This window comes from Staphylococcus sp. LCT-H4, from assembly GCF_001866145.1.
In the GTDB taxonomy this organism is placed as follows: domain Bacteria; phylum Bacillota; class Bacilli; order Staphylococcales; family Staphylococcaceae; genus Staphylococcus; species Staphylococcus succinus.
Map to the genome: position 1 here is coordinate 126,684 of NZ_MODY01000001.1, position 13,934 is coordinate 140,617.

11 protein-coding genes are annotated in these 13,934 nt (G+C 33.8%); 3 read left to right on the forward strand and 8 right to left on the reverse strand.

Annotated features, from left to right (window positions below; all coding sequences use genetic code 11):
• Positions 1-384: 384 nt before the first annotated feature.
• From BK821_RS00690 to hutU, 5 genes are all read right to left on the reverse strand, one after another.
• Entirely contained in the window at positions 385-1,266 is an 882-nt protein-coding gene (locus tag BK821_RS00690; RefSeq protein WP_046835744.1) for an SDR family oxidoreductase, read from the reverse strand.
• Positions 1,267-1,350: 84 nt separating this feature from the next.
• Complete coding sequence (locus BK821_RS00695; protein ID WP_071330973.1) at positions 1,351-2,475, reverse strand: amidohydrolase; 1,125 nt, start codon at positions 2,473-2,475, stop codon at positions 1,351-1,353.
• On the reverse strand, positions 2,475-3,644 hold the full coding sequence (locus tag BK821_RS00700) for a SulP family inorganic anion transporter (RefSeq protein ID WP_046835746.1): 1,170 nt from the start codon (positions 3,642-3,644) through the stop codon (positions 2,475-2,477). Before BK821_RS00700 ends, BK821_RS00695 begins: the two co-directional genes overlap by 1 nt.
• Positions 3,645-3,777: 133 nt before the next feature.
• Positions 3,778-5,010, reverse strand: a complete 1,233-nt coding sequence (gene hutI, locus BK821_RS00705; protein ID WP_071330974.1) for an imidazolonepropionase — start codon at positions 5,008-5,010, stop codon at positions 3,778-3,780.
• Positions 5,007-6,671 carry a urocanate hydratase gene (hutU, locus tag BK821_RS00710; protein WP_071330975.1) on the reverse strand — a complete coding sequence of 555 codons (1,665 nt, stop codon included), beginning with the start codon at positions 6,669-6,671 and terminating at the stop codon, positions 5,007-5,009. The genes hutI and hutU overlap by 4 nt, the downstream gene beginning before the upstream one ends.
• 348 nt (positions 6,672-7,019) lie before the next feature.
• On the opposite strand from hutU, the gene BK821_RS00715 reads away from it, so the two are divergent.
• Positions 7,020-7,895: a LysR family transcriptional regulator gene (locus BK821_RS00715; RefSeq protein WP_046835749.1), complete on the forward strand. Its 876-nt coding sequence runs from the start codon at positions 7,020-7,022 to the stop codon at positions 7,893-7,895.
• On the opposite strand, the gene hutG is transcribed toward BK821_RS00715, so the two are convergent.
• Positions 7,885-8,814 (reverse strand): formimidoylglutamase, encoded by a 930-nt coding sequence (gene hutG, locus BK821_RS00720; RefSeq protein ID WP_046835750.1) that lies wholly within the window; start codon positions 8,812-8,814, stop codon positions 7,885-7,887. The two genes, BK821_RS00715 and hutG, sit on opposite strands and share 11 nt — an antisense overlap.
• Before the next feature lie 255 nt (positions 8,815-9,069).
• On the opposite strand from hutG, the gene sdpC reads away from it, so the two are divergent.
• A complete protein-coding gene (gene sdpC / locus BK821_RS00725) occupies positions 9,070-10,563 on the forward strand; it encodes a peptidoglycan release complex CPBP-like subunit SdpC (RefSeq protein WP_071330976.1) in 1,494 nt (497 codons plus the stop codon).
• 330 nt (positions 10,564-10,893) lie between these two features.
• On the opposite strand, the gene BK821_RS00730 is transcribed toward sdpC, so the two are convergent.
• Positions 10,894-11,580, reverse strand: coding sequence for a ribose 5-phosphate isomerase A (locus tag BK821_RS00730; RefSeq protein WP_177165119.1), 687 nt, complete (start codon positions 11,578-11,580; stop codon positions 10,894-10,896).
• Positions 11,581-11,739: 159 nt separating this feature from the next.
• Here BK821_RS00730 and BK821_RS00735 point away from each other — a divergent pair, with 159 nt between their 5' ends.
• The gene (locus BK821_RS00735; RefSeq protein WP_071330978.1) at positions 11,740-12,408 is read left to right on the forward strand and encodes an MOSC domain-containing protein; all 669 of its coding nucleotides are present in this window, start codon (positions 11,740-11,742) and stop codon (positions 12,406-12,408) included.
• Positions 12,409-12,490: 82 nt separating this feature from the next.
• Here BK821_RS00735 and BK821_RS00740 read toward each other — a convergent pair whose 3' ends face one another.
• Complete coding sequence (locus BK821_RS00740; protein ID WP_071330979.1) at positions 12,491-13,501, reverse strand: aldose epimerase family protein; 1,011 nt, start codon at positions 13,499-13,501, stop codon at positions 12,491-12,493.
• Positions 13,502-13,934: the final 433 nt, after the last annotated feature.

Here is a 13,934-nt window from a genome sequence, read left to right on the forward strand (position 1 = left end):
TAACATGTATACATATAAAAATTAAAAACTCTTTCCTACTTCATTGAAGAAAAGAGTATACGTTTATAATTGATTGCTATCTTCTAGCATTCATCCAAGCTATTGAAATTAGCACATGCATTACCATGTTGTCGAAGTATCGACAGACCTGCCCTATACCTCTCTTGATAAATATTTCAATGATTTTCTTACAGTACTTAATAGCTCATCATACGACAAATACTGCTAAATGTTAATATGGTATATACTTTTTGTCAATACGATATTAGAGCTGAAAATGACAAATACAAGAATTTATAATAAAGCATTAACTTAACTTTGGCATAATAAGAAGCTAGAAAATCTGTGGTATGATTTTCTAGCTTCTAAATTTGGTCTATAAATTTAGTCTAACTGCGTGCCTCCAGTTACACCGTATACTTGACCTGTAGTATAACTTGATTCTTCAGAAGCTAAATGGACATAAACACCTGAAAGTTCTACAGGTTGCCCTGCTCTACCCAGTACTTCTTTTTGCCCAAAGGTTGGTATTTTAGATTGTGGTTGACCACCCGAGATTTGTAGCGGAGACCAAAATGGCCCTGGTGCTACACAGTTTACTCGGATACCTTTAGCTCCCAATTCCTCTGATAAACTCTTGGTTAATGAGATGATAGCAGCTTTTGTAGCGGCATAATCATGTAAAATAGGACTAGGATTATAGCCCTGTACTGATGAAGTTAATGTAATCGTTGCTCCTGCCTGTAAATAGTCTAATGCTTTTTGAACTGTCCAAAATATCGGATAGACATTGGTTTCAAAAGTTTCCGAAAATGATGCGGTATCAAAATCTTTTATACTATTTTTGTATTGTTGATGACCTGCAACAAGTGTGACATTATCTAAACCACCCAGTTTATGATAAGCTTCTTCAACCAAATCATAATTGAATTGTTCATTACGTAAATCACCTGATATTAAAACAGCATGTCGACCTTCATTTTCTATGATTTCTTTTACCTCTTTTGCATCTTCTTCTTCATCGGGTAAATAGTTGATTGCTACGTCTGCTCCTTCTTTTGCATAAGCAATTGCGGCAGCACGACCAATAGCTGAATCGCCACCTGTGACTAACATCTTATAGTCTTTCAAGCGTCCATATCCCTTATAAGAGGTTTCACCACAATCAGGTTTAGGATCTAATTGTTGTTGTAGTCCAGGCGCCTGTTGTTCTTGTTGAGGGAAATCCGCATTTGAAAATTTTGTTCTAGGATCTTGAGATGCCATTATTAACACTCCTTCAATTAATGTCGTCTTTCATCCTTACCCAATTTTCATTTAATTTAATACATAGATACATCTGTTTTCTAGTTAGTTTTCATTCAAAAGCTTTAGTACAAATGTAATAAAGTAGTCTGGCACTTTTTCTAAAATGCGTTCATCTGGATCATACTTAGGGTGATGTAAATCATATTCACTATTTGAACCTATAAAAACAAACACACTAGGATATTTTTGTGAAAAACCAGAAAAATCCTCTCCTATTGTTAATGGTTTGTCCATAATCTCAACGTTATAACCTACTTGTTTTGCAACTTCAATCGCATCATTAGTTAGCTTTTCATCATTTTCAACAGCTCCAGGCAAGCGATGATAAATCGTTTCAATATCAACACCAAAAGCCTCTGCCAACCCTTTACCTATCGATTTCAAACGTGCTTCTATATAATCTCGTTTCTCTGCATCAAAAGTTCTCACAGTACCTTGAACATAGGCTTGATCTGCAATAACATTCCATGTATTACCACTTGAAACTTCACCGATTGTGACAACAGCACTATCGAAAGCTGATAAGTTTCTGCTAACAATAGACTGGATGCTATTTATTAATTGGCCCAGTACGATGGTAGGATCATTCCCTTGTTCAGGTTTAGCTGCATGAGCGCCTTTGCCTTTGATTTTAAATTCGAAACGATCTACTGATGATGTGATAACACCAGGTTTTACTGCAAAGTGTCCAATGTCTAACGTTGGATAGTTATGATAACCTAAAACAGCTTTAGCGCCATCAATAGCGCCAGTATCTGTTATGTGAAACGCTCCATAGCCCAATTCTTCAGCTGGTTGAAAAATAAGACGCACACGCCCATTGAGTTGATCTTCAATCGCTTTTAATCTCGTGGCTACAGCTAACACACTAGCCATATGTATGTCATGACCACACGCATGCATCACTCCTTTATTTGTTGAAGTGAATTCATGAATCACCTGTTCATCAATAGGCAAGGCATCGATATCAGTTCTTACAGCTACAAATTGCTCCCCTTGTCCAACTTCAGCGACTAATCCAGTCTCTAAAGGTAAATCTAATACTTTTATATCATATGATTCTAAAATACGTTTTAATCTTTTTGTTGTTTCATATTCAACATCCGACAATTCTGGAAATTGATGAAAAGTTCTTCTCCAATTAACGTAATCTTCATATTGTGGCATTATGTGTCACTACCTTTCTTTTTTAAATTATTAACTATATAATAACCAATTGTTACCAAAACAACACCAACTGCAAGGTTATTCGTAATTAATATAATAACGAATGTTAATATTACGGTACTACCATTAAGTATTGGAGCGCGTTTTATAAATGGTATTGTACGACGGTCAAAAGTATTAAGTGAAATGGTAATTAATACCGTAGATAAAACAGCCATTGGTATTTGACCAATGATTGCTCCAAAAATAAATATACTCACCAGTAAGAAACTGCCTGTTATAAATGTAGAAAGTCTGGAACTTGCACCCATTGACACATTGAATCGAGATTGTCCTACAAGTGCACTGCCCCCATAACCGCCTAAGATACCAACAATAAAATTTGCTATGCCTTGTCCAATAGACTCTTTATTTTTATCACTTTTTGAAGCTGTCACATCATCCATCATACGAGCTGTTAACGTTGTCTGCACGATAGCTACGATAGCCATTGTCACGCCATATACAAATGTAATCATTAAAAAATGCCAATCCCATACGTCTTTGGGAATAGATGGCTGTGGTATTTTTATATGAATTGGTGCCATATCACTAACTACTTTAATATTCGGTTTAAAGACCCAGGCAAACACAGTTAATATGATGATTGCTATTAAAGGTGCTGGTATTATTTTTATAAACTTAGGCGCAATCCAGATAAAGAAAAATGAAACAATCGTAATCATATAGGTTTCTATTGAGATATTGAAGATATTTTTCAACTGAGATGTAAATAATAGTATACCTAAAGCATTCATAAATCCAATTACAACACCTAAAGGAATCAAATCTAACAATTTATTAATATTGCAATATCCTAAGATGATTTGTATCGTCCCCATAAAAATTGTTGCCATAATTAATGCCTGCAAACCATGACTCGCTGCAAGTGGTGCGACTACAAGTGACACCCCACTGCTTGGTGCAGATACCATCAATGTCCTATTGCCTGTCACACTAATCACAAGCATCATCAGCCCTGTGCTTATCAATCCAATCGTCGGGCTAACACCCGCAATGAAGGAAAAAGCTATCGCTCCAGGAAGTAAAGCCAATGCAAGTAATATACCGGATAATATATTGTTACTTATATTTCCTTGCCACTGTTTAACATAAGTGGTCTCGCTCACATTAAACGTCACCTCCCCATACCTTTAATACTTATGTTATCATAATTGTCAAAATATTTAATCAATTATAGTTTATCCTTATTTCAACAAAAAAATGCAGTTAAGCTTTATATAGCTTAACTGCACTTATCTTTTATAAACTCAATTTATTATCAATAATAACTGCACCATCTTTAATCACTTTTTCAGCATGATTAATGCCATAGTGATATGGAATATATTCATGATTAGGCGCATCCCAAATAACGATATTTGCCTTATCGCCTTCGTTAATAGTACCTGCATCTACATCTATTGCTTTAGCAGCATTAACTGTAACTGCATTCCAAATTTCATTAGGTGATAATTTTAATTTTAATGCTGCAATTGACATAATCAGTTGCAGATTATTCGTTACACAACTTCCTGGATTGAAGTCTGTCGCAATTGCTATCGCACCGTTATTGTCTATCATACCTCTTGCATCGGCATATTGCTCTTTGCCTAAATAAAATGTCGTACCTGGTAATAATACAGCTACAGTATCACTATCTTTCAATTTCATTTTACCTTCTGTGCTTGAAGCCACTAAATGATCTGCAGAAATAGCTGCTTCATCAATGGCAAGTTCTAAACCACCAAGAGGATCAATCTCATCTGCATGTATTTTAACTTTGAAACCTAATGCTTTCGCAGCTTCCATATATTGCCTAGACTCTTCAACTGTAAACACTCCAGTTTCACAGAAAATATCTGCAAAATCTGCGTATCCTTTAACTTCTTGCAATAAATCTATCATTTCTTGCAAGAACGCTTGATTTGATTTTGCATCTTTCGGCACAGCATGCGGACCTAAGAAGGTATGTCTCATATCTAAGTTATATTTTTCAGCTAAGCGATTAGATACACGTAATTGTTTTAATTCGTTATCCTTATCTAATCCGTAACCGCTTTTACTTTCGACAGCTAGCACACCATGTTGAATCATCGTTAATAAGTTTTTCTCTGCTTTGTTAAACAGTTCATCCTCTGTCGCATTGCGTGTAGCTTCAACAGTAGATAAAATACCTCCACCTTGCTCAAGTATTTCTAAATAAGAAACACCTTGTCTTTTAAGGGACATTTCGTGTTCTCGAGAACCGCCGTGTACTAGATGTGTGTGTGCTTCTACAAGTGCTGGCGACACCACCTTACCTGTTGCATCGATTGTTTCTTTGGCCTCATAGTTATCAGTATGCGTCCCCGAATATATAACCTTGCCTTCATGGATGACTACTGTTCCATTCTCAACAATCTCTAGTTCGTCTAATTCCTTACCTTTTAAAGGACGGTCTATAGATTTAGGTAAAATTAATTGTTTAATATTTTGAATAATTAAATCGTTCATTTTTTATCTCCTTTGCCTGTAATCATTGGAATTTTAATACCTTTTGTTTTTGCTACATCGATAGATGATTGATAACCTGCATCAGCATGTCTCACTACACCCATACCCGGATCTGTCGTCAATACACGCCCTAAGCGACGATCAGCGCGTTCTGTCCCATCTGCTACTACAACCATACCAGCATGTAAAGAATAACCCATGCCAACGCCACCACCATGATGGAATGAAATCCAAGAACCACCTGCTGCTGTATTAATCAAAGCGTTCAAGATTGCCCAGTCCCCTACAGCATCAGAACCATCTTTCATACCTTCTGTTTCCCGATTTGGACTCGCAACTGAACCAGAATCTAAGTGATCACGGCCTATAACAATCGGTGCCGAAATTTCACCGTCTCTCACTAATTTATTTAATGCTAACCCCATTTTGGCACGTTCTTCATAACCTAACCAAGCAATACGAGAAGGCAAACCTTGAAAGGCAATTTTTTCTTCTGCTAAATCTAACCAACGAATTAATTTTTCATTATCAGGGAATAATTTTCTCATTTCTTTATCAGCACGCGCTATATCTTTCGGGTCTCCACTCAATGCTGCAAAGCGAAATGGTCCTTTACCTTCACAGAATAATGGGCGAATATAAGCTGGAACAAACCCTGGAAAGTCAAAAGCATTCTCTAATCCATTATTAAATGCAACTTGGCGAATATTGTTTCCATAATCAAATGTAACTGCACCTTTTTCTTGAAATTCGAGCATCAATTGGACATGTGCTTTCATTGAAGCTTCTGATTTTTTCACATATTCTTTTGGATCTTTATTGCGTAATGCTTTTGCTTCTTCTAAAGTATAGCCTTGTGGAATATAGCCATTTAATGGATCATGTGCACTCGTTTGATCAGTGACTATATCAATTTTAAAGTTTTTATCTAAAATTGCTTTGTGTGTATCTACAGCATTACCAACTAAACCAATAGAAAGCGGATTACCTTGCTGACGTGCCTCTTCAGCCAAGCGCAAAGCTTCATCTAAATCATGTGTTTTAACATCGCAATAACGTGTTTCAATACGTTTATCTATTCTTGTTTCATCTACGTCAACGCCAATGACTACACCGCCATTCATTGTAACCGCAAGTGGTTGTGCACCGCCCATGCCTCCTAATCCCGCAGTTAAAGTAACTGTGCCATTGAGTTTTCCATCGTAATGTTGGTTTGCCAGCTCACCAAATGTTTCATATGTGCCTTGAACAATACCTTGTGAGCCAATGTAAATCCAACTACCCGCCGTCATTTGCCCATACATCATAAGACCTTTTTTATCTAACTCATTAAAATGATCCCAGTTTGCCCATTCTGGTACAAGAACTGAATTTGATAATAATACGCGTGGTGCTTCTTCATGTGTTTTAAATACTGCAACAGGTTTACCCGATTGGACTAACATAGTTTCATCAGCTTCTAAAGAACGTAATGTTTCTTCGATTGCTTCAAATGCTTCCCAATTTCGAGCCGCTTTCCCTATACCTCCATAAACAACTAAATCTTCTGGGCGTTCAGCAACTTCAGGATCTAAATTGTTATACAACATTCTCAGCACTGCTTCTTGTTCCCAACCTTTACATTCAATATCTAAACCTTTTTTCGCTACTATTTTTCTCATGAACCATCACTCCTTGTGTTTAATAAAATACCTTATTCCAGTAAAAAATTATTTTTAAATACGCATGTTAACTAAGAAAATCATTTTAATGATTACGAATGTGATGATACAAAGTATGTACTTAATGCTTGTAAGTCGTTCAATGAATCATTGATTTATTTCTTGATTGAATACTTTCAACAACCAAGCACTTAACTATTTCATACCAGCTCAGACATCTCATTCGAAAGCATATTTTCTTCTATATTTCTTAGTATAATATGTTAATATATAGACTACCAATATAAATAAACTAATCATTTATAATTCAAAGCTATAAATCAACTAATTATTATTAGGAGGATGTACATGAAGATTATTCAATTAGAATACTTTGTCGCGGTGGTAAAATATAATAATTTTACAAAAGCAGCTAACTTTTTACATATTAGCCAACCTTCATTAACCGCTACTATTAAAAAATTAGAGAACGAACTAGGTTATGAACTTTTCATACGCACGACAAAAGATATTAAGATTACTGAAAAAGGAATACAATTTTACAATTATGCCGAAGAACTCATACAAACTTATCATCAAACTGTTGAAAAAATGCATGATCTCAATACTAGCCAAGAACCTAAAATCAAGTTATCCATATTAGAATCATCTAACCAATGGGTGTCACAAGTTATTGCTGCCCACCATAAGCACCATATGAACCAAACTTATCTCGTTTCAGAGATTCACGATCAAAATAAAATTCTTGAGCAGTTACTAAACTTCGAAAATCATATTGCTTTTACCAACGAACAGATTACACATGAAGCTATAGAATCTATACCATTATATGAAGAATCCTATGTCTTGATTGCACCTAAAGATACATTTCCAAAAACGAAAGCATTATCTATTCAATCATTACCACTCATATTACCAACTCAAGGTTCTCAAGTACGTAAACATCTAGATGATTACTTTAAACGGATGAATATACATCCCGAAATCATCATGGAAGTTGATCGTTTTGAAGCGGCTACTAATTTTGTACATAGAAGATTAGGCTATGCTGTGATTCCTCGTGTATACTATCAATCATTTAATGCCCGTGATTTAGATGCCATAGATATCCGACCACAAATTGGGCGTACCATCTATATTAATTATTTAAAAAAACGAAAGCACTCTGAACGAGTACTTTCGTTAATTGAACATTGCATTTCTTATTGGAATATTAAAGAATAAAATGATGGAAAAAATGAGCTGTCAATTTTGCAGTACGATTATCAACGTCATACTTAGGATTGGTTTCAGCGATACTAATTGTTGAAACCTTTTCATTTGGAATAATACGTTTAGCTAGTTCTAATACAACATGAGGGAATAAACCCAAAACTGCATTGGCGCTCACACCAGGTGCAAATGCACTATCAATTACATCCATACAAATTGTAAACATAATAACATCATGATCATGTATAAAACGTTCAATTTTATCTTTTATTGGAGGAGATATTTGATGTAAGAGTTCATCAGAATATACATAGCCAATATTTTTCTCTTCTGCATAATCAAAAAGCCCTTGTGTATTGCCTCCTTGCTGGATACCTAATACTAGATAGTCAGCGTTATTATCTTCTTCTAAAATTTGTCTAAAGCTAGTACCAGATGTAGATTTTCCTTCTTCTCTTGTATCAAAGTGGGCATCAATATTAATTACACCAATCGATGCATCTGGATATGCTTCTCGTGTCCCGAGATATTGCGCATATGCAATATCATGTCCTCCACCAAGTAAAAAAGTTTGGTTATGCCTTTGAATTGAAGTTGCTACATAATGTCCGAATTCTTGTTGTGTTTCCTCTAATGTTTCATGATCGTGTTCAACGTTTCCATAATCATACACGGCACATTCACGCACAACAGGAAGATTGGCAAAGTTTTGTTTAATGGCATCAGGCCCTTCACTAGCCCCTAACCTTCCCTTATTCAATTCAACACCTTTATCAACTGCATAACCTAATATCCCTACACCATGTCGTGATTCATTGGATTCTTCCTTTATATTTCGGAATTGGATTGTTTGAAAATGTCTAAACTGCTTTTCATCTGTTTCACTGTCAATTCTACCTGTCCATAATTCACGTTGTGCTAACTTATACATAGTCTTCCTCCTTTGAAATGCTACAACACATTTAAGTATACGCTTACATTTTTGTCAATTCAATTTATACTTACCTTTACCCGATAGTCCCAAATATAATATTTAAAATACACTTTAAATATTTCATTTACATGTTAGTTTACGTAAAACTATTACATTTCAATGATAAATACTTTAATTTAATTTATTTCTGTTTAATAAGTATGTATAATTAAAAACAAATGATTTTTCTGAAACCCAAATGGAGGTTACATAATGAATAAAAAGCGTATACCCGGTTTTCAATGGGCAATGATGATATTTATTTTCTTTATCATCTCTTATGCATTACCAATTATACTAAAAGATTTTCAAAATACAGTGCCGTTTAAAAGTTTTGTTTTTGATATGAGTGTCTTGGCACCGTTCATCGCTACAATTCTATGTATTATCGTTTTCAAACATAGAACGACTCAATTAGGTAGTTTGAAATTCACAATCAGCTTAAAGGTGATTGAGCGAATCTTATTAGCACTCATTTTGCCATTAATCATTTTTATTATAGCAATGGCAAGTTTTAATGTCTTTGCTGATAGTTATGTTTTATTACAATCTGAAGATTTATCAGTATCTATTTTCTCAGTTATACTCGGACAGTTAATAATGGCATTCTTAGTGGAGTTGGGTTTCCGTTCTTACTTACAACATATCGTTGAAACTAAGATGAATACCTTATTCGCTTCTATTTTAGTCGGTATTATGTATGCAATATGGAGTATTAATATAGCATTCAGTTTTGAATATACGTTATATAGTTTCTTATATTATTTCGCATTTTCTATGATTATCGGTGAGCTAATTAGAGCTACAAAAGGTCGTACAATCTATATCGCTACAATATTTCATGCAGCAATGGCATTTGGCCTAGTATTCTTGTTCAATGAAGAATTAGGTTATGTATTTTCTATGAAAGTCATCGCGCTTTCTACAACAGTAGTAGCAGTTATCTATATTGTGTTAAGCTTCATTATTCGTGGTATTTTCTACTTCTTTACTAAACGTAACTTAGACGAAGTAGATGAAAACAATTACTTAGATCATGTTAACGAAGACTCTGAAAATGATAATGCCGCGGCACAATCTCATACAAAACATGATGATAAATCACAAAAAAGTGAGCCAGCTACAACTCAACATGATAAACAAGTAGAGGACACACCAGTAGACAATGACAGTACACAGCAACAAGACTCGCAACATGCAAAGGATTCACGTGCTAATCAACAATCAAATCACGCAAGCACAAACCATACATCGCCTGTTGATGAACAAGACCTTGAACATCGTCATGATGAACCAAAAGCTAATGCCAATAATAATCAAGACATACAGAATGATTCAATCAATGATGATAGTCGTGCAAATATTATTTCACAGCCTACATCTGAGGATAAAGAAGATTCAAATCAAACAAAGCAAGTAGATAGTAAACAAAAACGCTATAGTCCTGTTGAAGCTTCAACGGAAAAAGCACACACTGATACTTCAAAAGGTACACAAGATGAAACAATTATGAAAAAAAAACGCTACGGTTCAAACCGTAAATCTTCTGCGGTGAAAAACGCTAAAGCATCTATAACGGAAGATAATGAACAAGATTCAGCTGAACCACAGCAAACAACTCAAAATGAAGAGTCAAATAATAATAAAAATAAATCGGCACAGCGTTCTCCTTTTAAACTAAAAAGTAAACGTGGCCATCGTCGATAGTGTAGTGACACTTAACTCATAGTAAAATATCAAAAAAAAGACAAAGCAAGTGCTAAAAATAGCATTTGCTTTGTCTTTTCATTTATCAAATACAATGTTGCATAATGACCGTAGAGTCGCAGCCTTTTTACAAGACTAATTACCATTTTTAACTTCATAGAAGGATTTTCAGGCTCATTCTTGAAGGAAAAATAATAACTAAACATTATAAAGTAAGACAATACTCTCAGAAAATATCCACAAAAAAACTGCCACAAAGTCAGAACGCTGGTCAACAATCTTAAACTTACATTGTTTTAATGTGAAGGTTTTCATATCGTTAAAGATAAATTATTTTTGAATCACTTTCACGCCTGCTTGTGTACCAATAATCACTTGGTCAGTTACATCTAGGAAATATCCTGTTTCCAATACGCCTACAAGATGAATAAGATATTCATGCATAGCATATGGATCTATATTTTTATGCAATACAATATCAAGTATGTAATTCCCATTATCTGTTATAAATGGTACATCATCAACCACACGACGAATCGTATTTACATTTTGGTCTGCTTCAATTTTTTTGGAAACGAGTAACCAATTAAATTTATCTACCTCAACTGGTAATTTAAATGTTTGGCCTAGGTAGTCTACACGTTTAGATTCATCAACTAATACAATAAACCTATCTGCCATTGCATCGATGACTTTTTCTCTAAATAACGCTCCCCCGCCGCCTTTAATCAAATTTAAATTTTCATCTACTTCGTCCGCACCATCAATTGCAACATCAATTCGATCAACATCATTCACATCCACTACTCGAATACCTAATTCTTTTGCTATAAATGCAGTCTTATTCGATGTACATACGCCTGTAATATGAATGTTTTCTTGATCTAGTTTGCTAGCAATTTTGGGAACAAGCAATTCTATTGTTGATCCAGAACCAATACCCACAATCATACCGTCTTTAATTTGGTCTAACGCATCATTAAATGTACTTATTTTCAACTGTTTCTTATCCATAATGCTTCCCCTTTACACACAGTACTTTTCCTTTTATTGTACATGAGATTTATAAAAATACATAGTTAAAAAAAGAATTTTCACTTCTAATTTATTGGTTTAGTTTGCATAATAGGAATATTGTTTTAAAATTATAATAATTAGTCTTTAAGGGGGAAAATAATGATATATGCCTTAAATGCAATCTCAACTGGTAAAATTCAAGATTTACCTTATAGTAAGAAACGCCCTATGCGTTCAGCACTAAACAAAGAAAAATTTCAAGGTACAATGTTACTCACTAAAACTGGATTTATTGAAGATGAGCAAGAATATAAAGGACATGGTGGTCCTAATAAGGCAGTTTGTGTTTACAGTAAAAAGAATTATAAATTATGGAAAGACGATTTACCAACTTTACCTAATTACGCTATGTTTGGGGAGAATTTAACTGTCCTTGATTTAGATGAAAAAGATGTCCATTTTGGTGATCAATTCTCACTCGGAGAAGCCATTGTCGAAGTTGCTGAAATCAGAGAGCCTTGTTGGAAAATTCAGGAGAAATATCAAATCCCTGACTTAGTCAAACGTATGTCCCGTTCATGTAGAACAGGCTTTTATTTCAGAGTATTGAAAGAAGGTGTGGTACATGATTCTTCAAATTTAAAATTAATAAAATCAGCCGATAAAGCTACATCACTCTCTGTTTTTGAACTTAATGATATTTATTACAATGACAATAAAAACATATCTCGATTAACATATGCATTAAATAATCCATACTTAACTGACGAACGTATTTCTAAGTTAGAGAAATTCTTAAAACGTGCACAAACCCTCGAAAACAAATAAAACCTATTCATATATAAGCGCATAATAATCAATTAAAAAGAACATACCACTTCAATGGTATGTTCTTTTTAGATGATCTTATTTATTGTTCAAAAATCTTATAAGACGTTTTAGAGTAATATGGTTTATTAGCTTCTAAGATTGAAGGTGCTTTATCTCCTAATAAATTAATATCATTAGGTATACATTGCGTTTCAAGTGTAAAACCAGAATGTGCTTTATAAATATTAAAGTCACTTTGCCAACTTGTAGTATCGTTAAATGTGAATATCACAATATTTGGCATATCAGTTTTTACTTTTAATAAAAAATGTTTGTTTTCGACAGTCATTTCATTACTTCCTAAATCAAATGGATGATCGATACCACCAAAACGATTCATTTGTTCTTTAATTACTGAATCTTCACTATTAAATATATCTTTAAATTGTATATTCTCAGAATTAAATTTATTCACTAAATCTACTGGCTCTAAACTTTGAACAATATTGTCTTCATTCAATAAATACATATCTAGCTTGGAACTTGCAATACTGTGATTATCAATAACCTTATTATCTCTATTCAAGTTAAAGTACACATGATTCATTGGATTAAATATCGTCTTTTCAGTAGCTATCGCTTTATATTCAATTGTCCATTTATGATCAACATCGTACGTATGTATGACTTCTAAATCAATATCTCCAGGGAAATGGTCAACTGAGCTCTTAATTGTAGTTTTAAAAATAACTTTCACTTGTCCAACTTGCTCTTCAACTTCATAATCAAAAAATTGTGTATCAAGTCCGTGTGGACCGCCATGAATATTATGTTGGCCATTATTGGAATCAAGTTGATACGTTTTTCCATCTAATTGGAAAGTTGCATTGGCTATTCTACCACCATAGCGACCAATTGTAGCACCAAAATTAAATGGATTTTCTGTGTAAAACTCATCCGCTTCTACTACATTACCAAGTACAATATTATTATCATCAAATTTCCATGAAACTATTCGTGCACCATAATTCGTAAAAACAATTTTCGTTTCCTCATTATCAATTTTTATTAAATCAATTCCATTACTTTGACTTTCTACTTTTGCAAACATCATCAATTACTCCCTTTCAAACCAAACATTTTCTCTTTATATCAACGCATGGTTTTATCATGAATAAAACATCAATTACAAACGTAACCTATAACCAATGCAAACGGGGTTATGTATCGGTTATAGGTAATTCTTAAATTCGCTAAAATCATCAACTGTCATACTACTACATGTTTCTGTATCCGAATGGGTGCTCTCATGCTTCCCTTAAACATAAGTGCATTACTGAAAGAAATTTAACATTAATCATAACTCATAGTATGAATGCATTCCTCTTACTTTTAATTCGTTATACTCTTATATTGTAACAATTTATACAAATATATATCTATACTAATCGTCAATTCTATCAAACTATTTCTAAAATTGTTATACTTTTTTACAATACTATGTATTTTCAACGCAAAATTTCTTTCTATTTTTAACATTTTCA